This window comes from Nitrospira calida (assembly GCF_976986435.1).
On record NZ_OZ335950.1, the window covers coordinates 3,633,996 to 3,656,442 of the forward strand.

The window sequence follows — 22,447 nt, forward strand, 5'->3', positions numbered from 1 at the left end:
GCGGGGAGGGGAAAGGCTGCGAGGGAGTCAGTCCATCCGACGCTTGGCGAGCCACTTCTGCCGGCGCCGCTGAGCTTCGCGTTGCTTGGCCTTCTTGCGTACGCTGGGTTTCTCGTAGAACCGGCGCCGCTTCAGCTCACGGAAAAGCCCTTCTCCGGCCAGCTTTTTTTTGGCGACCTTCAGCGCCTTTTCTACATTGTTGTTGAATACCTTGATTTCCATGTCACTCTGCCTGCGCCCTTCCCGTGGAACAATCACCCACCTATTAGGTTTAGGTTGCTTGTGCAAAATCGCGAGGGGGGAAGTATATCACAAACGTTTCAGGTCCTCAAGGCTCCGTTCGACAGCCTGAAGCTTCGTCTTGAGGTGACTGGCAACATCTTGATTTGTTAGCGATTTTAGATTTACCGCCGCATTCTCCCTTGCACCCTCAATCGCTGCAACCGCCATCCACAGACCGACCTTAACGTCCGTGGCGACGGACGGCTTGACGCGGCGAAGCAGCGAGCGCAAGAGCTCCCCGGTTTCCGCCGTCAAGGTCGCAGTCTCCAACGGCACCTCCGTGGCCTTTTGTAAGGCCGCCGTGACAGCCTCGGCTCTCACCGGATCGGTCTTCGGCAAGCGATACGCGCGCAGCACGGTCTCGTAGGCGTCGGCATCGGCTTGCATCAACTGTCGCAACTTGTCGCGTAGCTCCAGAAGGCGGAGCTCGATCCTCGCCCAATCGAGATCCGGCTTCGAAGCCGCCGGGGAGTCCGCCGCTGCACCGCCGCTCCGCGGTGGTCCGATCCGACACCCCATTACGCCGAGCGCCGCCGCCAGGGCGCCCGCCAAGGCCGCCACGCTTCCGCCCCCCGGCGTCGGTGTACCGGCGGAAACGGCGGCCAAGAAAGCCGTCATTGAAGCGGCCCATTCGGCGGAAGACGTTGGCGCGGTCCGCTCCAAAGACGATCCGCCCTGCGCGATCGCGTTCGCCAGCCGCGTCTCCAGCACCTGACTCGAATCGAAGCGTTCCAGTGCGAGAAACCACTGAGCCGCGTGAAGCAGCGCCTGTTGCGGCACCAACCCGACGATCTCGCTACCGGCCACCTGCACGCCGCGCATCTCGGCTTCCCGCCTCACCGCTTCAAACGCAGCGTGGATCGGCGTCTCCTCGAAATTGGTCAAGTTCATAGAGACCTGCACGAGCCGGCGGCTCGCCAGCTCGACCCCGATCGCCTTCACGTAAGGCAGCCCGCCGCTGGAGAACCGCACTTTCTTGGCGATCGCTTTGGCGGTTTCCAGGTCACCGGTGTTCAAATTGACGTTGAACGCGATGAGTGGGGGGCGCGCGCCGACGACGGTCACCCCCGCGGTCGGATGGGGCGCAGGCGGCCCGAAATCCGGTCGCCAGGCCGGATCGTGACGCATCCGTTCGGCCAGCCCTTCCAGCCCTCCCTTCCGGATCGCCTCCAAATTCGTGCGATGCGGCGCGCTGGCCGCCCGTTCATAGAGGAACACGGGAATGTTGAGCTCGGTCCCGATGCGGCGCCCGACTTCGCGCGCGAGAGCGACACAGTCGTCCATCGTGACGCCGCGAATCGGTACGAAGGGGACGACATCCGTGGCACCGACTCGCGGATGCCCCCCCTGATGCCCACGGAGGTCGATTAAGCCAGTCGCGGCGCGGGTGACCTGAAAGGCCGCTTCCGCGACGCTGTGGGGTGAGCCGGCGAAGGTCATGACCGCGCGATGATGGTCATAGTCCATCTCCTGATCGAGCAGGAAGATGTCCCTAATCGACCGGATCGCCGCCACCAGCGCCGCAATCGTCTCCGGGTTCCGGCCTTCACTGAAATTGGGAACACATTCGACAATGTGGTCCATCGCTGACGCTCCGGGCGAGAGGCGCTGGCTATAGCCCCTCACCCCGTTTCGAAAATATGAGACGCCCTTTCTTGATCGCCAGTCTGCAGTGATTCATGCCGAAGTAGTACGGAATCTCTCGGTAGTCGTCCACGTCCATCACCGTAAGGTCCGCTTGCTTCCCTGGCTCCAATGACCCCACACGATCGCCGCGGCCAACGGCATAGGCGCCGTTGATCGTGGCGGCCACGATCGCCTCCGCCGGTGTCATGCGCATCTGGGAACAAGCCAAGGCCAGAATCATCTGCATGTTCAGGGTGGGGGAACTGCCCGGATTGAAGTTGGACGCGAGCGCAACCGGCACGCCCGCATCGATCAGGCGGCGGGCCGGAGGATACCGACCGGAATTCAGATGCAGAACGCTGCCCGGCAGGAGCGTGGCGATCGTCCCGTGTTTCCGCAATCGTCGTATATCGGCGTCGCTCACATGATCGAGGTGATCGACCGAGACGGCCCCCATTTCGGCCGCCATACGGGCCGCCCCGGTATGCGCAAGCTGCTCGGCGTGTAACTTCAGCTTCAAGCCTGCCTGAGCGGCGGCTGCCAACAGGGTCCTTGCTTCCGCCACTGAAAAATATCCGCGATCGCAAAACACGTCGAAACAGTCCGCCAGCTTCCTGCGCACGACTTCAGGGATGAGGCGCCGGACGATGAGACGAAGATACGCCGTCCGTCTGGGCTTGAGTCGAGCCGGTACATCATGGATGAGCAACGTCGGGATCAACTCGCCTATGACGCGGCAGGCGGTTTCCTTGATCGCCCGCAGCATTTTCAGTTCCTGCGCCGGCTCAAGACCGTATCCGCTCTTGATCTCAAGAGTCGTCGTGCCGTGCTCGACAAACCGGCCGACCACCTCCATGAGCCGCCGGATCAATTTCCGCTCACTCATCGTTCGTATCTGCCTGGCGCTGGCTTGGATGCCCCCGCCTGCTTCAGCGATCTCGCTGTACGTAGCCCCGCGGATTCTGGCTTCGTATTCGTCCACACGCGACGCGGCAAACAGCGCATGGGTGTGGGAATCGACAAAGCCGGGCAGAACGACTCCACCGCGCAGATCGATGCACTCGGCCCTGCGGGCCGCCAGGGATCGCGTGACACGGTCCAGCGGGCCAACCAGCTCGATCGTCGCGCCGTGGATCAGCACGGCGCCGTTGCGAATCAACCCCGGCTCGCCCATGGCCCCGCCGCTTCGTGGGCTGGCGGTTCCCCGGAGCGTCAGAAGTTGGCGGCAATTGATCAACAGAAGCGGTCTCGTTCCGACCGATTGCAAGATTCGTCTCTTCGGCAGGCCGAATGGCGTCGATCGTCAAGACGATGATTACCCTAAAGTCGTCCCTGAGCCAAGTCAAGCGAGGCACAAGGACGCTGGGGGATGGGCGGAGAGTCCCGCTCAGCGGCCCGTGAGTGTAAGCGCACAGGCGGAACAACCGGCTATCGAGCATCGCCAACCGGAATGCACGGTCCCTTCTGGAGGCACGACATTATCGGTCGGCCGATAACGATGATACCAATAGCCGGCAAGAGAGGCTGCTTCGGTGGGCGACCGCGCGTAGGCGTACCAAAAATACCGATACCTGGACCCGTTTCGGAATCGAGCCAACGCGCTGGCCACATCGTCGGCGCTTAACCCGACGAAATCCGCCAGTCGGCCGTTTCTCGACAGAATAAAGGCGCCGGCCGATCGACGATTCACGAACAAATGAAAGAGTCGCAAACGATACGGTCCGGACATGAATGGCCTCCTCGGGGACGGGACGACGGATCTCCGAGCCCGTCTTCCGACCCGCCTTACCACAACACCGGTTCGGAGTCCTGCAGGCGCACAATGCGGATCTTCGACAGCGTCGCCAGCAGCAAAACCGAATTGGGGATCATCGTCGAGGCCGGCACACACAGGAGGGCTCGCCGGGCATGGGCCTGCACAGCCGCACGGTGCAGGCGACGCACATCGGCCAACGACAACGTCTCGCCGGTGTGACCGAAGATCGCGACGTTCTCCAGGAAGGAACTCACGAGGATCCCCACCTGCTGACCGGTGTCCGGATCGCAAAGCGCTCCGGTTCGCCCTCCATCCAGTTTGGCGGCAATCTCACTGGAAATCCTTTCGAGTTGTTCGTCCACGACAGGTGCAGACGTCGCCATTGGGAACCTCCTTGGTTGAGTCCATCCGTTCCGTGACGCTGCCGACTGATGCGGCTGATTGTGTCGACCGCGGAAGGGCGGGAGCGGTACCTGGAAAAATCCGGCCGAGACCATCGCGTTGAGAAGAAGCAACAGGCAGGTGCGTTGCTGCCGACTCCGACTCGCCATCCTTGACTGCCTCCCAAACGGGTGGCCTTTCAGGACTTAGCTAGGCAGCTTGTCGCCGATCCGGCAAGGAGAATCGAGCTGCGTTGTACCAGAGGGTTCCTTGCGTGTCAATGAAAAACTACTATATGCGGGGGGATTGAATTAGCTACAAACAATATCTTGGGGAAAGATTGAAGATAACCTGTTTCGATACTGTGGACGACTTGTCGATAAGGAAGCCGGTGCCTTGTTCCACAGTCGCGGCTTCATGATGCTCACTCTGCAAGCAAGCTATTTCGTTTTCTTGACAAAGGCCTTGTAGATTCGCTTGGACTGATTCTGCTCTTCTTCGAGGCCCAGCATCTCATGCCCGGTCGTTTGGCACCAGGCCGGCATGTCTTTCTTGATGCCCTCGTCGTCCGAGAGGACTTCCAAAACCTGACCCGGCAATAATTCCTTGATCTTCTTCGAGGTCATAATAATCGGCATCGGACAGAAATACCCGATGGTATCGAGTTTCACATCAGCCTGCATCATGCTCAAGCTCCACGTGGCAAGCGAGATGGGCGCGAAACGAGAAACGAGCCATACCTCCATTCTGGCCTTTCTCGCCAGTCCCGCATGTCTCGCTTGTCAAATAAACAGATTCACGCTGCCCTGCTTCGCTTCCGCCAGATAGGTGGTCACGCCCGCCAACTGGTCCACACCGTCGATCAGGGTCTCCTTCGAAACCCCCATCAAACCCATCGTGGTCGTACAAGCGATGAAGCGAACGCCGAGATCTTGGGCCATCTGCATCAACTCAGGGATGCCGGGCATGCGATGGTCCCGCATCACCTTGTGCATCATCTTGGTGCCCAAACCCCAAAAGTGAAACCGGGAAAGCGGCAACCGGCTCGCTCCTCCCTTGTTCAGCCATCCGAACATGCGGCGGAGCCAATCTTTCGCCGTCGTGGTCGCACCGTCCTTGCGGATGACGTTGAGGCCCCAGAACGTGAAGAACATGGTGACCTCCATGCCCATCGCCGCCGCACCGGTCGCGATGATGAAGGCCGCCATTGCGCGATCCATATCGCCACTGAGCAAGACAATTGTCACCTTGTCGGGCTTCGTCCGTTCCAGTTCCGCCAATGCGGCGGCCGGTTCGATCTGCGCAATACTCATGGCGTCACCTCAATGCTTTCTCTGGATGGATTACATCCCACGCACGCGAAAACTGCGCGAGGTGACTATATTCTCCGATTCTTCGCCTTGTCAAGGCGACCGCGCGCGAACGTTGCGCCAGCCGCGGTTCGCTCCGGAGCTTCGAATGCCGCCAGGCTTGACCATGCACTCACGGACCGCTATAGTCCGTCTTCAGTGTCTCCTCCATTCACATGGATCCATCTCACGTGCAGCGATCCTCCTCCATAAACCCCGAGACAGAGCACGAGACAGAGATCGGTTTCAGGCCGTCACGCACTGGTCCGCTTTTCGGTTTTTGGTATCCGGCTGCCCGCAGCTCGCAAGTGCGCGCCGGCAAGATGAAAGCGCAGGTGTTGCTCGGACAACCGCTCGTCCTCTGTCGGACACCGCAGGGCCGGATCGCTGCGCTCCGGGACATCTGTCCGCACCGAGGTATGCCGCTCTCGTTCGGGCGCTTTGACGGAGACCGCGTCGAGTGCGCCTACCATGGTTGGCAGTTCGATTTGCACGGTCGCTGCAAGCAGATTCCGTCTCTCGTGAACGGAACGCTCGAGCCAGAGAAAATCGGCGTCAAGGCTTATCCGTGCCAGGAGCAGGACGGCTACATCTGGGTCTACATGGTGGATGCTCGCGATCCGAATCGTCCCCGACCCGACGTACCGCGCCTGCCGGTTCCTTCCAAGCCCCATACTCTCCTCCATATCTCGACCATGTTGAACTGCACCATCGACGACGGCATCGTCGGACTGATGGACCCGGCCCATGGCCCGTTCGTGCATCACAGCGCCTGGTGGCGGACCCGGAAGAGCATCCACGAAAAGGCCAAGACCTTCGAGCCCATTCCCGGCGGGTTCCGGATGGTCGCGCATACACCCTCGCGTAACAGCGGTCCCTATAAACTGCTCGGCCTGGCCGGCAGCGGCCCCCTCACCACGACGATCGACTTCGTCTTGCCCAACCTGCGGTATGAATTCGTGCAGTGCGGAAAGTGGTGGGTGTCCACCCGCGCGACCGTCACGCCCATCACCGAACACGAATGCCGGATCGACTTCTGCGCCGCCTGGAACTGTTTTCGCTGGGTTCCGTTCGCCAAAACGCTGTTCCGGTTGTTCGCCGCGGCCTTCCTGAACCAGGACAAGCGCGCGATGGAACGTCAAGCCGTCGGCCTCCGGTACAAACCCGCCCTCATGTTGCTGGACGACGCCGACACACCCGCCAAGTGGTATTACAAATTGAAAGCGGCCTATCTGATCGCCGCGGAGACCGGCCAGCCTCTCGATCATCCGCTCAAAGGGCCGGTAACGCTGCGGTGGAGAAGCTGACCGTCGCGCTGCGTTTTACGATGATAACGCGATCCGCAAACCAACTGGGATGGCGGGCCGAATTGCTCGCTGCCGCCGTTGCTGGCCTAATGTGGGTTGCGACGGGCGGAGCCGACGCCGCCTCATCACATCGTTTCGCGACCGTGCCGGCGCTGGCCGTGAGCCCGACTTTCCAAGGGGTCGGCGGCGTTCACTACGTTGTCATCCAAGTCGATCAGAACGCCGGACTCAATGGACCCAGGGTTTTGTTCGACGAATCGTCGTTTCGCGGCGGCTCGGTCGTCGGGGAGGATTGGAAAGCCGCTGCACGGCTGGCTGTGATCGCCGCGGCGAACGCGCTCGGGCGGGATCCGCGCGGATGGACGGTCATCATCAAAAACCATGCGCCCAACACGGTGATCGACGGGGAAAGCGCGGGCAGCGCGGTCGCGGTAGGCGTGATGGCCGCCTGGCGCGGCGATCGGGTGCGACCGGACGTGGCGGTGACGGGCGCCATTACAGCGGACGGCCGGATTCTGGAGGTGGATGACCTGCCCAGCAAACTGGAGGCCGCGGCCGGGGCGAAGTTCACCACGCTGCTGGTTCCCCGCGGCCAAATACGAACTCCGCACGGGAGTCTCACGGAACTTGCCGCACAGCGGCAGATAACCGTGATCGAGATCGGGTCTCTGCAGGAAGCGTACGCCCTGATGACCGAAGCCCCGCCGTGACCGGGCTATTCAGTCTTCGCCTCGGCCAGGAGACTCATCGCGCGCCGGATCTGTTCGCGCGACCCGAGCAACACCACCACGTCTCCGGACTCCAGCCGCACTTTTTCAGACGGATTTGATTGGGTGATCCCGTCTCGCGTCCAGGCGATCACCGAGGCACCGGTTCGCGGCCGGATGGACAGTTCCGCCAGCGACTTTCCGATCGCCGGCGAGTCCTCATCGATTCGGCAGGTCTCCACTTCCACGTCGGTAAGCGTCCCGCCCCTCAAGTGATGCGCCAATTCCGGCAACTCGCTCCGCCGAAGCAAGGCATAGCCCTCGCGCCGGATCTGCTCCGCCTTCTGCACAATGAAGTCCTGCGGCATATTATAGGTGCGGAGCACCAGCGCGAAGATTTCGATCGACGTCTCGAACTCCTCCGGCACGACGTCGTCTGCGCCCAATTGATGTAGCTCGTCGAGTTCGCGGAGGTACCGGGTCCGGACGACGATGTGCAGCTTGGGATTCAGCGCCCGCGCCACCTGGACCGCCCGGCGAGTGGTGAAGGGATCGGAAAGCGCCAACACCAGCACCTTGGCCTCTTCTATCTTCATGTGTCGCAGCACGTTCGGGTTCGTCCCGTCTCCATAGAAAATGGGCACGCCGTGGCGCGATTCCCGCCTGACAGTATCGCCGTCGAGATCGAGGACGACATAGGGGATTTCAGTCTCTGCAAGCACCCGGGCGAGGTTCCGGCCGTTGAGCCCGTAGCCCACGATAATCACATGGTCCCTGATTTTGAGCTGTTGTCCCTCGGCCAACGCAACATGGGCCATCGTCCGCCCCGGCAGCAGATGGTGCAGCCGCTGGAGCGCCTCGGTCCGTCTGGCCAAATGCGGCGACCATTGAATCAAAAACGGCGTGATCACCATGGTCAGGACGGACACGGCCAGGAACAGTTGGTAAGGTTCGCCGGCCAACAGTCCGGTTTTCTCGCCCTCCTGCGCCAAGATGAAACTGAACTCTCCCACCTGCGCCAAGGCGACGCCGGTCAACACCGCGGCACGCGGGGGCTGACTCGCCGCCAGCACTGCGACGGCACCGGCGAGAAATTTCCCGATCAAGACGGCCGCGATCACTCCGATAACCAACCATGGATGCGCCAACACCGCACGCACATCCAACAGGATGCCGAGCGAGACGAAGAACAGGCTGCTGAAGCTGTCGCGAAAAGGGAGCACTTCGGCCATCGCCTGGTGGCTGTACTCCGACTCGGAAATGACCAGCCCCGCAATGAAGGCGCCCAGGGCCAGGGACAGCCCGCTCAAGGACGTCAGCCAGGCGATGCCCAGGCACAACACGATGATCGTCAGCAGGAAGAGCTCCCGGCTGCGGCTCCTGACGATGTGCTCCAGCAGCTTGGGCACGAGATACCAGGCCGCCACCACGATGACGCCGACGAACACGGCCGATTTGGCCAGGGCAAGCAACACAGTCTTCGCCGCATCCTCCGCGGGGCTCGCCAGGATGGGGGTCAGCAGCATCATCGGCACGACCGCCAGGTCCTGGAAGATCAGGATGCCCACCGTCATGCGCCCGTGCATCGAGTCGGTCTCTCCTCGATCGGCGAGCGCCTTGAGCACGATCGCCGTGCTGCTGAGCGAGAAAAGACAGCCCCAAAAAATACTTTGCTGAGCGGGAATTTCCGCTAGCCACCCAGCCAGCATCGCCAGGACCAACACGCCGCCCACCTGGATCGGCGCGGCCAGCAGGAGGACATGCCGGGCGGCCTTCAGATTCGCCAAGGAAAACTCGATACCGATGGTGAACAGCAGCAGAACGATTCCGATCTCGGCCAGCACCTCGACTTGCGTCAGATCGGACACCAGATTCAGCCCCTGCGGGCCGATTAGCGCACCGGCCGCCAAAAACCCCGCGATCGATGGCAGCCGGAATTGATGAAAGACAAACACCACCCCGATCGAGACGACGAAGATCAGCAGCAACTCTCTGAGAACGGTGTGATCGGTCATGCGCGCTGGGCTTTCGTCATGCGCAGCCGGCCGCCGGCTCCGACATCGGGTCGGTCTTGTGTTGAAAAACCGGAAACAGGCCGGAGCATACAGGACGGCGCGCGGACGGGCAAGCAAGAGCATCTTGTTGCAAGTTTCCGCGTGAGGTAGAGTGAGGCGCGCTATGACCGGGATCAGAGCGATCATCTTCGACTTCAACGGCGTCATCGCGGACGACGAGACGCCCCACCTTCTCACCTTTCAGCAGGCGCTGAACGAGCACGGACTCTCGCTGACCAAAGAAGACTATTACGGCACCTATCTCGGGATGGATGAACGGAACTGTGCGACTGCGTTGCTCACGGCGGCAACCGGCTCCTGTGATCCGGCCAGGTTGCGCTCGATCATGGAACGGAAGGCCGTCCTCTTTCGGGACTATACCGCAACCCATAAGCCGGAACTGTTTCCCGGCGTTGTGGAATTCGTGAAGTCGGCCGCCAAAACCTGCCGGCTAGCCATCGCTTCCGGCGGACGGCGCGAGCAGATCCTTTATGCGCTGCGCGGCACGCCGATTGAGGGGGATTTCCCGGTGATTGTCTCGGCTGAAGACACAACCACCGGCAAGCCGGACCCGGAGATCTATGAACTGACGCTGAAGCGCCTGAATGCTTTAACGCCACGCCCGCCGCTGATCAGGGCGGGCGAATGTCTGGTCCTCGAAGATTCACGCGCCGGCATCCGCGCCGCGCTGACCGCCGGCATGAAGGTCGTCGCCCTCGCCACCACCTACCCGGTTGACCAACTGACGGAGGCCCATCTGGTACTGCCGAGCCTGGAAGGGATCACGTCGGATGGAATCGAGCACCGACTGGCCCAGCACGGAGGAAGCGCTTCGCCTGGCTGATGAAGAGCGAAGATGGCCGGACTCATTGCTTCCGCTCAAAGCCAAGGCCGTTTGCGTCTGCCATTGCCGAGCCGAAGGGCTCGTTGAAAACGGGCGGCGAGCATTGTCCGAAGTCCCGTTCGTGCGGAGCTCCGGGCGAGACAAGTGGCGCAGCCGAGCCAGGGACCCGTCGCCGGGGCGTCCGTTGCTTTTCAGTGCAACGGGCTGAGTGCAACGGGTGATGAGGCCCACGGCGGACCCAAACGGACGGGAACCCGTTGTGCCATTCGGCTTCGCGTGTAATGGGTGCGAGTGGAAGTAGGACAGCCCGGCCCCTCCTGGTTGCCTGTCGGGATGCTTTCTTTTAAACCTTATAAAATTCCCGATACCACTGCACGAAGCGCGGGATGCCGACTTCAATCGGCGTGGTAGGTTTGAAGCCCATGTCGCGGGTAAGGTCGTCGATATCGGCATAGGTGGCAGGCACATCGCCGGGCTGCATGGGGAGGAGCTTCTTCTCAGCTTTTTTGCCGAGCGCCTGCTCGAGCACCTCGATGAAGCGGAGCAGATCGACCGGCTGGTGGTTCCCGATGTTGTAGAGGCGATAGGGCGCAGAACTGGTACCGGGGTCTGGCCGCTCGCCGGACCAGGCTGGATCGGGTTGCGCCGGGCGATCGAGGGCCCGGACCACACCCTCGGCGATGTCGTCGATGTAGGTGAAGTCGCGCTGCATCCGGCCGTAGTTGAAGACCTCGATCGGACGGCCTTCCAGAATCGCCCTGGTGAAGATGAAGAGCGCCATGTCCGGCCTGCCCCATGGCCCATACACGGTGAAAAACCGCAAACCCGTGCAGGGAATTTTGTACAGATGCGCGTAGCAATGGGCCATCAGCTCGTTGGCCTTTTTGCTCGCGGCGTAGAGCGACACCGGATGGTCCACATTGTCGTGCACCGAAAAGGGCATGTGCGTGTTCCCGCCGTACACCGAACTGGAGGAGGCGTACACCAGGTGCTCCACCCGCGCGAGCCGACATCCCTCCAGGATGTTCATGAACCCCTCGATATTGCTGTCGGTGTAGGCGTGCGGGTTGACCAGTGAGTAGCGGACGCCCGCCTGGGCGGCCAAGTGCACGACGCAGCGGACGGGATGGTCCGCGAAGAGCGCCCGCATGCCGCGGCGGTCGGCCAGATCCAGTTTGACGAACCGGAAACGCTCGAACGGCGACAACTGGGCCAAGCGCGCCTCTTTCAGCCGGACGTCGTAGTACGCATTGACGTTGTCCAACCCTACCACCCGGTCGCCGCGCTCGAGCAGTCGTCGCGCGACGTGGTAGCCGATGAAGCCGGCTACGCCGGTCACCAGGATCACCGGATCAGCCGCGTTCGATTGACTCACTGTGCGCTCCTTCACCCGCTCACGCGATCTAGGATCACCCCGTTTCGCCCAGGCCACAATCACGAAGCGGGCGTCATCCGGTCGCGCTCTTTTCGGTAGCGTTTCCCGCAGGCCGGACAGACGGCCCTCGCGCCCCTCACATTCAGCTTCACGCCGCATTCGCACATCCAGCCGGTGAGCTTCGCGGGAGTGCCGACGACCAACGCATAGTCCGGCACATCTTTCGTCACAACCGCTCCGGCTCCGACGAAGGCGTAACGGCCGATGGTAATGCCGCAGATGATCGTGCAGTTGGCGCCTAGCGTCGCGCCCCGACGGACCAGCGTCGGCTTAAGCTCCTTCATGCGAGGGATTTCGCTGCGCGGGTTGAAGACGTTGGTGAACACCATCGAGGGGCCGCAGAAGACGCCGTCCTCCAGCGTGACCCCTTCGTAGACCGAGACGTTGTTTTGGATCTTGACGCCGTCGCCGACCACCACGTTGGGACCGATTACCACGTTCTGGCCGATCTTGCAGTTCTTGCCGATGCGGGACCCTTTGAGCACGTGCGAGACGTGCCAGATGCTCGTGCCCTCCCCGATCTCCACGCCCTCGTCGATGAAGGCGGATTCATGGGCGAAATAGGGGCGCGCCGGCGGGATCGGCTTGGGCGACGGGGCGGCGGACAGAAACGGCCGCACCTCCAGCGCCTCCTGGCATTGTTGGAGCACGCGGAGGACCCGGAGCCCCTCCTGCCCGTCCGTCCTCGGTTGGCGACGGAAGCGGATGCAGTCGAGAAAGTGCTGACACTCGGCCCGCAGCGGCTCGACCGACTCGACCGCAACGGTCTGCGCTTCCGCTTTGTTCGGCACCGGCACGTGATGTTTCCATTCGATGGAATGCGGGTACAGCAGCAGCTTGTCTTTCTTTTCCAGGTCGTCGAAGACCGCCATTTTCCGGTCGCCAACTACGATGAGCTTCTGCTCTTTGTACGGATGCAGCCACGACACGAACACGTGCGCCTTCACGCCGCTGGGGAAGGACAGCAAACTCACCGTGACGTCCGCGATCCGCTGGTGGAGATAGTTGCCGCCCTGCGCATGGACCGTATCGGGCATCTCGCCGAGCAAGCCCAAAATGACCGAAATGTCGTGGGGCGCGAACGACCACAGGATGTTTTCTTCGCGCCGGATCTTTCCCAGGTTGAGCCGATTCGAATAAATGTACTGGATGCGTCCGAGCTCTCCGCCTTCGACCAGTTCCTTCAACCGCAGGACCGCCGGGTGGTACCACAAGAGATGGCCGACCATCAGAATACGTCCGCGTTCCTGGGCCAGCGCGACCAAACTTTCGCCGGTTTGAACGGACAAACACAGAGGCTTCTCCACGCACACGTCCTTGCCGGCCAGCAGCGCCTCCCGCACCAGGTTGGCATGGGTCTCCGCCGGCGTCGCGATGGCGACCCCGGCGATCGACTCGTCCCGCAACACTTCGCCGAAGGCCCGATAGGTCCGGCACCCCGGGTACTGACCGGCGAATTGCCGCAGCGTGTCCTCGTTGCTGTCGCAGATCGCCGCGAGCACCCCCAACTCGTGGAAATTGCGGACGAGATTTTTGCCCCAATAGCCAGAGCCAACCACCGCCACGCGAGGCAGGGAGAGCTGTTGAGAAGCCTCTACACTGGCCATTGGTTCACCGCGGGCAGCACCTGCACAGGATCTGAAGGCTATGCCCTCCCGCCCTGACGCGCGAAGGGCGGATCGCCGTGGTCCAGCCGATACAGATTCATTGGGGACAGTTGGTCGGCGATGGAGAGCACGTCGAGGCCGCCGTCGGACCGAGGTCGAAAGAGATCCAGGGCGCGGCTGTAATGATACCCGCAGCCCTGCGGTTCCAGAAGTTCTTTTAACTTTTCCGGCGGCTCCCAATGCGCGGTAAGGAGAGCCGTCCGGGCCGGATTGCGCTGGCTGAACATGAATGACAGGTGATCCGGATACCAATCGGCGCCGCCGGTCGCATAGGACACGAAGAACTTGGCTTGGGCGGTTGCGCACAGCTCGGCCAGATAGGCGTTGGTCAGATACCCGTTCTCGCCGACCTCCAGCCAGCGGCCGGGAGGCGAGAGGCAGGCATGGGCGGCGTAGGTCCGGACTTCGAGGAGTTGTTGCTGCGACGCGAAGACCGCGGCGATCGGCCCATAGCGCGTGACGAGGTCCTGGATCACGCCTTCCTTGATCGCCGATCTGCCCGAGTTCGTCGGCCCGCTGTCCGCGTGCACCAGGGTATTATGACCGCGATCGGTGATGAGGTAGCAGTTGCGCGGCATTTCGAGGTCGCAGGGGTCCTCGCCAAAAAAGGGCACCGACACCACCGCCCCGCCGTCGAATGCCCAAGTCTCGCCGTGCGCCAGTTCGACGATCTGCGCAAAACCCAATTCCCGTAGGAGCGGGAGATAGTCGTAATACAGCTTGCGCCGGTTCCTCCGGCTGGGGACGAACACCGGCACGTCCTTTGGCAGATGGAGCAACGTCCGCGGGTCCACGTGGTCGTCGTGGTCGTGCGTCAGAAAGATGGCCGACGGACGGGGCAAAAGTGAGACCCAAAGCGACGGCACCGGCGCCTCGGCGAACCAGGGCATGAGCCAAGGATCGAAGAGAAAGAACTGTTCCCGTTGTCGGTAGAGCAGGGCGGCGTGGCCGAGGTGCACCGTATCCCGATCCCGCGTCGCCTCCAGCCAGCGAGTCTGCACCGTTGCCTGGCGTGATTGGACCAGGCACTCGTGCTGGAGCAGCAATTCCATCAATCGCGTCAACGTACGCTCGGCGTCCCTCCCAGCGGAGGTCACCACCGTGCGGATTTCCTCCATCCGATGTGTCCCATCCAGGAATCCGAGGAGCTTGCCCACGGCCGGGCCCATCGGACGCTCGAAGCCCAACGGAATCGCCTGACGCTTGACCGCTTGAAAGAGGCGCAGTCCCGCATTGGTGACGGTCGCGGACTTAGTCGGATCCAGTGGAAACTCCCAATAGAAGGTGCCATCCGGCTTGCGGCCGCAGTGGATGTGCCGGCTCAGGTGCGGTCGCGACTGCACCAGTTCGGCGTAGGCGTCCTCGAGGCGGACCGATCTCCTAGGATCGTCGAGTGGGGCTCGGTGTGAAAAGACATCGCTGATCGCTGTCTCGACGCAGCTCAAAAGGAGGCTGTGCGCCTCGTGCAGGCTGGCGACGACTTCCGGCGCCACGCCCCCCATAAAGGGGAACGGGCCGGGCGGCTCGGCGCTCTCCAACTGGACCCACGTCCACGGCGCAAGACCGAGATAGTGATCGCGCGGCAAATTGTCCCAGATCGACATCGTCGTCAGGCGTCGGGCGTGAGGCGCGAATGAGTTTCTCCTTGCGCGTCACGCCTCATGCGTCACGTCTTCTTGCTGATCGTCGGCTCATACAGCGCTTGAATGACATTCCCGTCCGGATCGGCGAAATAGAATGAATAGCTCCCGTCGCGGTGGCGCTTGGGCGGCTTCACCAGCGTTCCGCCCAGCGCATCGAGCTCCCGGTTCACCTCCAGAAACATTCGATCCACCGCTTCCGGGCTGTCCAGGACGACGCCGAAATGATCCAGCAACTGGCCGCGCGGAGGACGGTACTGCGCCAACTCCGCCTGCGGAATCTGGTGCAAGGCCAGATTGTCGGTCCCTGAGCTGAAATAAACGTTGTCGGGATCCGGCTCCCAGACGACCTTCATGCCGAGCAGGCGCTCATAGAACAGCTTCGATCGTTTGAGGTCGGTCACTCGCAACGCCAAGTGGCGCAGCCCTCGATGCGGTGGTATCGTTATGGACATCTGCTACAAGAGCGAACAGCCGGCAGCGAGCAGCGCACAGTGTGAGGCCGTCCGCTCCCACTTGTCGCTTCGATTTTCAGCCAGCCGCGCAAGCATCAGGCTCACAGGCGAATCCCTGCTCTCCATTTTGGTAATTCGCTTTGCCTATTCGCCGCTTTCCTGGCGGTTATAGTAGGGAGATGCCGTCATCCCGTCAACGGAAATTCCGGCCAACAGGCGCGTTCGCCCTGGCCTTGAGTATTCTCTGTATCTGTCCGTTCCCCGACTGCCTATGATAGGATACCGGTCACTCTCTCGCGACGAAACTAAGGAGTTCAGCACTATGGACGTTCGAACCGTTCTCTCGCTCGTCGTTTTCGTCCTATTTCTGTCTGCCGTCCTGGCGATCCTGGCCATCCCAACCCTGGCCGCTTCATCGCCAGACCCCAAGGAATTACCGATCGAGATCATCGGCCAAGATGGCGCGCCGATGGTCCTCGTACCGGCTGGGCTCTTTCCCATGGGCGTGCCGGCTGGCGACCGAGACGGCGGTCGCGACGAGTATCCTCGCCATGAGGTCTACTTGGATGCGTTCTACATCGACAAATATGAAGTCACCAATGGTCGGTACCTGGCCTTCGTCAAAGCCACCGGCCATCGCGTGCCGCAAAATCCCAAGAATCCCACCCGCAACCTGTGGCAGGGTGTCGCGATCTCCGAGTCCTTGACCGACCGGCCCGTCGTCAACGTCGATTGGTACGATGCGGAAGCCTACTGCCAATGGGCCGGTAAGCGCCTGCCGACCGAAGCCGAATGGGAAAAAGCCGCCAAGGGCACGGAGGACCGCCGCTTTCCCTGGGGCAACGTCGAACCGACGGCCAAGCACCTCAACTACAACCAGCAATGGATCGGCGAGAAGACACTCATGCCGGTGGGCAGCTACGAAGCCGGGAAGAGCCCCTATGGCGCCTACGATATGGCGGGCAACGTCTGGGAATGGGTGGCGGATTGGTACGATCCGACCTACTACGAAAAGAGCCCGGCCAAGAATCCCAAAGGACCGGAGACCGGCACGCACAAGGTGCTTCGCAGTTCCGGCTGGCAGGTCGAGACGCCGCTCGTGCGCATCTTCACCCGGGTCAAAAGCGATCCGACGATCCGCAACGAATCGACCGGGTTCCGATGTGCTAAGGACGCAGTGGCCAAGTAGGATTTGATGACCCGGCGTTACCACTGGATTCGATGACCGTGCTGAATCACCGGCTCTCGAAATCAAACTTTGAAGGACTGACGGTCGCCGCCTTCGAGAGCCGTATGGCTGCCGAGATGGCGCGGTTGATCACACGGCATGGTGGCCGTCCGCTCGTCGCTCCCGCGTTGCGCGAGGTCCCGCTGGAGAACAACGCGGAGGCGCTCCGGTTCGGCGAGCAACTGCTGGTCGGTCAGGTAGACATGGTCATCCTGCTTACCGGTGTGGGGACGCGCGCGCTGGTGGACGTGCTGCAGACCCGCTATCCGCGGAAGGCCGTCACGGCGGCGCTCTCCCGCGCGTGCCTCGTCGCACGGGGGCTGAAGCCAGTGGCGGTTCTCAAAGACCTCGGTCTGGCGCCTGAACTGACCGTCCCGGAGCCCAACACTTGGCGTGACATCCTTCAGACCATCGACGCACACAAGCCGGTCCAGGGCCTTCACGTCGCCGTGCAGGAATACGGCGTCTCGAACACGGAATTGCTCAAGGCATTAGACGAGCGCGGCGCTCGCGTGACGCGGGTGCCTGTCTATCGGTGGGCGTTGCCGGAGGATACCAGCCCGCTCAAACAGGCGCTGAACGCGATCCTCGCCGGCCGGGTGGACGTGGTACTGATCACGAACGCGGCGCAAGTGGACCATCTGATGCAACTACTGGAGGAGGACAAGACGACGGACCAGTTTCGGCATGCGCTGCAACGCATCGTCTTGGCTTCGATCGGCCCGACCGCCAGTGAGCGCCTTCGCCGCTATGGCCTGCCCGTGGACCTGGAGCCCTCCCATCCCAAAATGGGCACCCTGGTCAAAGAGACCAGCGAGCGGGCGCATCTTTTTCTCGATGCCAAACGTCGGAGTTCTTAGAGATCAGGGATGAGAGATCGTGACAGCGGTCCGCCGAGCTCAAAAGCTTCGCTCCATTCGGGTTAGCCGGTTTGCCGCGGCTTCGCTTCGGCCTGGTCCCCGCTCTCCTTCGCGTCACGCGCGCAGCGGAAGCCGAGCCAGTTCATTTTCGTGTTCGGATCGGTTCCGTTGCGCTGGGCGACTCGAACGGCCGGCGTACTGTCGATCCATCCTCCTCCGCGAAAGGCTTTCTGTGTACCGCGCTCCGGTCCTTTGGGATTCTTCTCCGGTGCGATCTTGTAGTAGGCGGGGTCGTACCAGTCTGCCACCCACTCCGCGACGTTACCCGCCATTTGGAACACTCCGTACGGGCTGACCGCATTCTCGTACTTGTCCACGGAGATGATCGGTGGATAGAGCAGCAGCCGCTCCGGTCGATCGCGGACCGGCCCCGACAATCCCGTTCGGCCGAAGTTCGCGCGCGACAATCCGGCCGGCTGGTTCCCCCAGGGGTAGATGCGCCCGTCGTCGCCCCGTGCCGCTTTTTCCCATTCGGCTTCGGTCGGCAGGCGCTTGCCGGCCCATTGGCAGTACGCGTCCGCCTCGTACCACGACACGTGCATCACCGGATGGGATGCCATCGCTTCCTGAAAGTTGCCGCCGTCGTACTTCCAATCCACCAGCGGCGGACGGTTCGTCGCCAGGACAAACCTCAGAAACTGCACGGTCGTCACTTCATATTTGTCGATGTCATAGGCGTCCAGGTAGACTTTCCGCTGCGGGAATTCCGGCTGGTAGGCGTTCCTGTCCACCTTCTTGTCGCTGCCCATCAGAAACCAACCAGCCGGGATGCGCACCATCTCGTCCCTGGCGGGCAACTTCGCCCGCTCCACGGCGATCTTCTTCCCTTCCGGGGTCCATTCAGGCGTCACGTCCGCGACATCCAACGCCCAGCTCGCACCGCCCACGGCCACTGCAACCAACACCCCTACCGACATCGCCTTTCGTGCGCTCACGGTCGTGTTCCTCCCCTCCGCCTACATCCCTTTGTCGTTCTTCTCTTTCTGCGGCCCGTCAAACTCTTCCAGCGGCCGAAAGTTCACCGGCAACTGAAAGAGAAAGTCCGAGACGGACCGGAGCTTGACATGCTGGTATTCGACGATCCAACTGCCGTCCTTCCGCGCAAGTTTCATCGGGAAGCGGATATCGGTGGCAAACCATTGATAATAGACGTCGATCCGGTCGCCTTGCTTGACGGTAACCTCATACAGGATGGTGGGATGCCCCTCTCTCACCTCCGTCCCAATCTCCTCACGCGACACCTCGCCCTCGAGATGCTCACTGACTTTGGGTGCCTGCTCGGGATCATAGGGAACCGTTTTGAAATGTTTCATCCGCGAAAGCAGCAGCCACATAACCTGCTTGTCTTTCCGGACGATCGTGACGTTGACCGGGCTGAGGTTGTGGTGCTCGAGTCGCCACATGTCGTCCCGATAGTAAATATTGGCTTTGCGGACATGACCGTCGATTTTGGTGATTTGATCGGCGGTGAATTCCAGCGCCCAGACGCCGGAAACCGGAAACCACCCCAACGCAGCCAAGAAGACGGTTGGAATCGTACGTACCATGGCGCTCATCCTATACGAGACAGCCATCGTTTTCCAGACCCGGCGGGTCATGCTCAATGGATTCGATTCACAGCACGAGCACACCGGCGCCCTTGATCCTCCCGGCCTTCAGCGCCTGGAGCGCCTGGTTCGCTTCTTCCAACCGGAACCGCTGGGTGCGGGGCCGAATTGGAATGGCCGCCGCCTCCCGCAGCAGGTCCAGTCCGTCCTGCTTCGTGTTCGCCGTCACGCTGCGGACGACTCGCTCGCCGAACAGCTCGGTGTCGTAATCCAACGGCGGAATCGTCGACATATGGATCCCTGCCAAGGCTAGAGTCCCCCCCCGCTCCAAGGCCCGCAACGCCGGCGGCACCAGGTCGCCGGCCGGCGCAAAGATGATGGCGCCGTGCAATTTGTCAGGCGGCGGGTCGGCCGCCCCGCCAACCCAGACCGCGCCCAGTTCGCGGGCGAGCGCGCGATGTTCTTCCTTCACGGAGCACACATAGACCGAGCAGCCCCAATGGCGCGCCACTTGGATAGCGATATGGGCCGAGGCGCCGAACCCGTAAAGCCCCAGCCGTTGTCCCGGCTTCACGCCGCTGAGCCGCAGTGCCCGATAGCCGATGATGCCGGCGCAAAGCAGCGGCGCCGTTTCGTCGTCGCTAAAAATCGACGGGACAGGATAGGCAAAGCGGACAGGCACGACCGCCCATTCGGCATAGCCGCCGTCCACGTGATACCCGGTGAATTTCGCCGCGACGCAGAGGTTCTCCCGCCCGTTTGCGCAGAACTCGCACCGGCCACAGGTCTCTTGAAGCCAGGCGATGCCAACACGGTCGCCCTCCTTCACGCCGGCGACATCCTTGCCCACCTGATCCACGATCCCGACAACCTGATGACCGGGAATCACCGGCCGCTTACCCGGAGGCAGTTCTCCCTCCACGATGTGCAAGTCGGTTCGGCAGACACCGCACACGCGGACCCGGATGCGCACCTGGCCTCTGCCCACCTCCGGAGCAGGCACGTCGCGCAGGGCGAGCGGCTCGGTCGCCACTTCGCCGGGTTTCTCCAACACCATGGCTCTCATGATTCGCTGGATGGCTTCGTGGGCGGTAATGCTCGACGTAGACTGGTCAAGGCTTGAGCTGCGGGGTCACCGTCGCGGAGCCGTCGCGCCGGCGTTTGAGAGAATGGATGTTCTTGACCACGGAATGCAACCCGGTTCGCATCCGGACATGCACATCGACGGCCTCCGCTCCCAACTCCTCCGGGAACGGCGGGAACGGTTCGGCTTGGACGATGGCCTGAATGCCGGCCTCGTCGATTTCGCGCACCCCGGACCCTCGTTCGATCTCGATCAACTGGGCGTGGCCGCTCGCGTACATCCGAAAGCGGACCCGCACGGTCTCTTGCGCGGGAATCTGCCGCTGGTGGCGCATACGGTGACTCCAACTGCGGCTGATCAACCGGCTCACTTCCTGCCAATACGCGCTGCCCTCGTCAGGCATCGGCAGCGGCAGCAGGTCTTCCTCGGAAATCAAGGCATTGGCCATCGGTTTCACATCCGGCTGCACCTCCAACTGAGCGTCATCTTGAGACGCATCGGCTGTATCTTTCTCTTCTTCCGCTGTTGCCATCGCGTCCCTTTGCGCCGCCGCTTCGGACCGGCCCAGCGTCACATAGACGATCCGGGTCATGATGCGGTCCAGCTTCATGTTCCGAAAGCGCGCGAAAGTCACTTGAATTCTGGCGGCCTTCGGCGGAACCGACGTCGCGCCCAGCGGATGCGGCTCCAATACCACCGATCCGCGGAGGGTCATGGGGAGTGAATCCGGCGTCATTGGAACGACCCGTCGCTTGAACCAGGGAGTGTCGAACACCGCAACCACAGGATCGCTCCCCGAAGGCACGCCGCCGAGCACCACCGCCAACTCGAAGCCCTTGTCCACCGACACCACCCCGTCAGTGTCGGCGCCAATCAGATCGAACTGCACCCAGCGTTTGGGTATGGCAGACGGGCCGGACTGCGACGGAGCGGCTGAGACGCCGGCAAGAGGGGCCAGCACACTCACTGCGACCAAGAACGCGGCGGTCCACAGAAATCGCGGTGCCCACAACGCCATAGTGGAATCCTAGCGAGACTCGGCGCGCCGATCAACCATCTTTTTTCCGCCTAATCGGCCCCCGATCCGTTTGGCTTGTGTATAATCAAAACAAGCAGGGAAAAGAAAAAATGAGGGCCCTCGTCAAAGCCACCCCGCAACCGGGTTTGACGTTGACCCAGTGGCCGGATCCGACGCCCGGTCCGGGGGAAGCGATCGTCCGGGTGAAAGCCACGTCCATTTGCGGGACCGATGCGCATATCTATAACTGGGATGAATGGGCTCGGAACCGGATTCATCCTCCCCGTATCATCGGCCACGAGATGTGCGGCGAGGTCGTGGAGGTCGGGCCGAACGTCACGCTGGTATCCGTCGGAGATTATGTCGCAGCGGAGTCGCACATCACCTGCGGACGGTGCTTCCAATGCCGGACCGGTCAAGCCCATGTCTGTCGGGATTACCGCATTCTCGGTGTCGACCGGGATGGCTCCTATGCCGAATATGTCGCTCTGCCCGAGCGCGTGCTCTGGAAAACATCGCCCGAAATCCCGCCGGAGCTGGCCTGCATCCAAGAACCGTTGGGGAACGCGGTGGACGCCGCCCTGGCGGAGGACCTGACCGGGCGGACGCTGCTGATCACCGGCTGCGGCCCCACCGGGCTGTTCGCCACGGCCGTCGCCAAAGTCGCCGGCGCTGCCGTTATCATCGCCTCCGACGTGAGCGATTACCGGTTGGGGCTGGCCAAGCAGCTTGGAGCCCACCATACGATCAACGTCAAGACGGACTCGCCGGAGCAAGTCGCGGCGACGATTCTAGAAATGACCGGCGGCGAGGGCGTGGACACGGCGCTGGAAATGTCCGGCGATCCCACCGCGCTGCATCAGACGTTTCGTTCGGTGAAAAACGGCGGACGGGTGACCCTGTTCGGCATCCCGACCGGGCAAGTTTGTTTCGACCTCCCCAATGAGATCATCTTTAAGGGCATCCGCGTGTACGGTGTCACTGGACGGCGGCTGTTCGGCACCTGGTACCGCCTGGCCGGACTCTTCAAAGCCGGGCTCAATGTTCGACCAGCCGTCACCCATACCTTTCCCATGACCGAGTTTGCGCGCGGCTTCGAATTGATCAAATCGGGGCAGTGTGGGAAAGTGATTTTGTATCCGTAGCA

General features: G+C 62.1%; 22 protein-coding genes. 6 read left to right on the plus strand and 16 right to left on the minus strand.

All coding sequences use genetic code 11. The features are described from left to right. Window positions 1–27: 27 nt before the first annotated feature. The 7 genes from rpsU to ACWHTU_RS17730 all read right to left on the minus strand — a co-directional run bounded on the left by rpsU (window position 28) and on the right by ACWHTU_RS17730 (window position 5,358). On the minus strand, window positions 28–222 hold the full coding sequence (gene rpsU, locus ACWHTU_RS17700; protein WP_447860731.1) for a 30S ribosomal protein S21: 195 nt from the start codon (window positions 220–222) through the stop codon (window positions 28–30). Window positions 223–309: 87 nt separating this feature from the next. Next, window positions 310–1,866, minus strand: coding sequence for a glutamate formimidoyltransferase (gene ftcD / locus ACWHTU_RS17705; RefSeq protein WP_447860732.1), 1,557 nt, complete (start codon window positions 1,864–1,866; stop codon window positions 310–312). 28 nt (window positions 1,867–1,894) lie between these two features. Next, window positions 1,895–3,175 (minus strand): imidazolonepropionase, encoded by a 1,281-nt coding sequence (gene hutI / locus ACWHTU_RS17710; protein WP_447860733.1) that lies wholly within the window; start codon window positions 3,173–3,175, stop codon window positions 1,895–1,897. A gap of 120 nt (window positions 3,176–3,295) precedes the next feature. Then, a complete protein-coding gene (locus ACWHTU_RS17715; protein WP_447860734.1) occupies window positions 3,296–3,637 on the minus strand; it encodes a hypothetical protein in 342 nt (113 codons plus the stop codon). Between the two features lie 56 nt (window positions 3,638–3,693). Further along, window positions 3,694–4,047, minus strand: coding sequence for a hypothetical protein (locus ACWHTU_RS17720; RefSeq protein ID WP_447860735.1), 354 nt, complete (start codon window positions 4,045–4,047; stop codon window positions 3,694–3,696). Between the two features lie 438 nt (window positions 4,048–4,485). Further along, window positions 4,486–4,731, minus strand: a complete 246-nt coding sequence (locus ACWHTU_RS17725; protein ID WP_447860736.1) for a sulfurtransferase TusA family protein — start codon at window positions 4,729–4,731, stop codon at window positions 4,486–4,488. Window positions 4,732–4,827: 96 nt separating this feature from the next. Then, entirely contained in the window at window positions 4,828–5,358 is a 531-nt protein-coding gene (locus ACWHTU_RS17730) for a DsrE/DsrF/DrsH-like family protein (protein WP_447860737.1), read from the minus strand. A gap of 212 nt (window positions 5,359–5,570) precedes the next feature. On the opposite strand from ACWHTU_RS17730, the gene ACWHTU_RS17735 reads away from it, so the two are divergent. After that, window positions 5,571–6,701: a Rieske 2Fe-2S domain-containing protein gene (locus tag ACWHTU_RS17735; RefSeq protein WP_447860738.1), complete on the plus strand. Its 1,131-nt coding sequence runs from the start codon at window positions 5,571–5,573 to the stop codon at window positions 6,699–6,701. 20 nt (window positions 6,702–6,721) lie between these two features. Next, window positions 6,722–7,411: a S16 family serine protease gene (locus ACWHTU_RS17740; RefSeq protein ID WP_447860739.1), complete on the plus strand. Its 690-nt coding sequence runs from the start codon at window positions 6,722–6,724 to the stop codon at window positions 7,409–7,411. A 5-nt stretch (window positions 7,412–7,416) separates the two neighbouring features. On the opposite strand, the gene ACWHTU_RS17745 is transcribed toward ACWHTU_RS17740, so the two are convergent. After that, a complete protein-coding gene (locus ACWHTU_RS17745; protein ID WP_447860740.1) occupies window positions 7,417–9,423 on the minus strand; it encodes a cation:proton antiporter domain-containing protein in 2,007 nt (668 codons plus the stop codon). Between the two features lie 163 nt (window positions 9,424–9,586). Between ACWHTU_RS17745 and ACWHTU_RS17750 the strand changes: the two genes are divergently transcribed. Beyond that, complete coding sequence (locus ACWHTU_RS17750; protein ID WP_447860741.1) at window positions 9,587–10,306, plus strand: HAD family hydrolase; 720 nt, start codon at window positions 9,587–9,589, stop codon at window positions 10,304–10,306. A gap of 343 nt (window positions 10,307–10,649) precedes the next feature. Here the strand turns inward: ACWHTU_RS17750 and ACWHTU_RS17755 are convergent, their stop codons facing one another. From ACWHTU_RS17755 to ACWHTU_RS17770, 4 genes are all read right to left on the minus strand, one after another. Further along, the gene (locus tag ACWHTU_RS17755; protein WP_447860742.1) at window positions 10,650–11,681 is read right to left on the minus strand and encodes an NAD-dependent epimerase; all 1,032 of its coding nucleotides are present in this window, start codon (window positions 11,679–11,681) and stop codon (window positions 10,650–10,652) included. Window positions 11,682–11,740: 59 nt separating this feature from the next. Continuing rightward, a complete protein-coding gene (locus tag ACWHTU_RS17760) occupies window positions 11,741–13,348 on the minus strand; it encodes a Gfo/Idh/MocA family oxidoreductase (RefSeq protein WP_447860743.1) in 1,608 nt (535 codons plus the stop codon). 38 nt (window positions 13,349–13,386) lie between these two features. Then, the gene (locus tag ACWHTU_RS17765) at window positions 13,387–15,012 is read right to left on the minus strand and encodes an MBL fold metallo-hydrolase (protein WP_447860744.1); all 1,626 of its coding nucleotides are present in this window, start codon (window positions 15,010–15,012) and stop codon (window positions 13,387–13,389) included. 62 nt (window positions 15,013–15,074) lie between these two features. Beyond that, complete coding sequence (locus tag ACWHTU_RS17770; protein ID WP_447860745.1) at window positions 15,075–15,464, minus strand: VOC family protein; 390 nt, start codon at window positions 15,462–15,464, stop codon at window positions 15,075–15,077. A gap of 361 nt (window positions 15,465–15,825) precedes the next feature. Between ACWHTU_RS17770 and ACWHTU_RS17775 the strand changes: the two genes are divergently transcribed. Together ACWHTU_RS17775 and ACWHTU_RS17780 are read left to right on the plus strand one after the other, a co-directional pair. After that, window positions 15,826–16,692 carry a formylglycine-generating enzyme family protein gene (locus ACWHTU_RS17775; RefSeq protein WP_447860746.1) on the plus strand — a complete coding sequence of 289 codons (867 nt, stop codon included), beginning with the start codon at window positions 15,826–15,828 and terminating at the stop codon, window positions 16,690–16,692. Window positions 16,693–16,724: 32 nt separating this feature from the next. After that, window positions 16,725–17,591 carry a uroporphyrinogen-III synthase gene (locus ACWHTU_RS17780; protein WP_447860747.1) on the plus strand — a complete coding sequence of 289 codons (867 nt, stop codon included), beginning with the start codon at window positions 16,725–16,727 and terminating at the stop codon, window positions 17,589–17,591. A 62-nt stretch (window positions 17,592–17,653) separates the two neighbouring features. On the opposite strand, the gene ACWHTU_RS17785 is transcribed toward ACWHTU_RS17780, so the two are convergent. From ACWHTU_RS17785 to ACWHTU_RS17800, 4 genes are all read right to left on the minus strand, one after another. Continuing rightward, window positions 17,654–18,586 carry a formylglycine-generating enzyme family protein gene (locus ACWHTU_RS17785; protein ID WP_447860748.1) on the minus strand — a complete coding sequence of 311 codons (933 nt, stop codon included), beginning with the start codon at window positions 18,584–18,586 and terminating at the stop codon, window positions 17,654–17,656. Between the two features lie 21 nt (window positions 18,587–18,607). Beyond that, complete coding sequence (locus tag ACWHTU_RS17790) at window positions 18,608–19,198, minus strand: hypothetical protein (RefSeq protein ID WP_447860749.1); 591 nt, start codon at window positions 19,196–19,198, stop codon at window positions 18,608–18,610. 67 nt (window positions 19,199–19,265) lie between these two features. After that, a complete protein-coding gene (locus ACWHTU_RS17795) occupies window positions 19,266–20,264 on the minus strand; it encodes a zinc-dependent alcohol dehydrogenase family protein (protein WP_447860750.1) in 999 nt (332 codons plus the stop codon). A 46-nt stretch (window positions 20,265–20,310) separates the two neighbouring features. Then, a complete protein-coding gene (locus ACWHTU_RS17800; RefSeq protein WP_447860751.1) occupies window positions 20,311–21,300 on the minus strand; it encodes a TonB family protein in 990 nt (329 codons plus the stop codon). A 110-nt stretch (window positions 21,301–21,410) separates the two neighbouring features. Between ACWHTU_RS17800 and tdh the strand changes: the two genes are divergently transcribed. Further along, window positions 21,411–22,445, plus strand: coding sequence for an L-threonine 3-dehydrogenase (tdh, locus tag ACWHTU_RS17805; RefSeq protein WP_447860752.1), 1,035 nt, complete (start codon window positions 21,411–21,413; stop codon window positions 22,443–22,445). Window positions 22,446–22,447 lie beyond the last annotated feature (2 nt).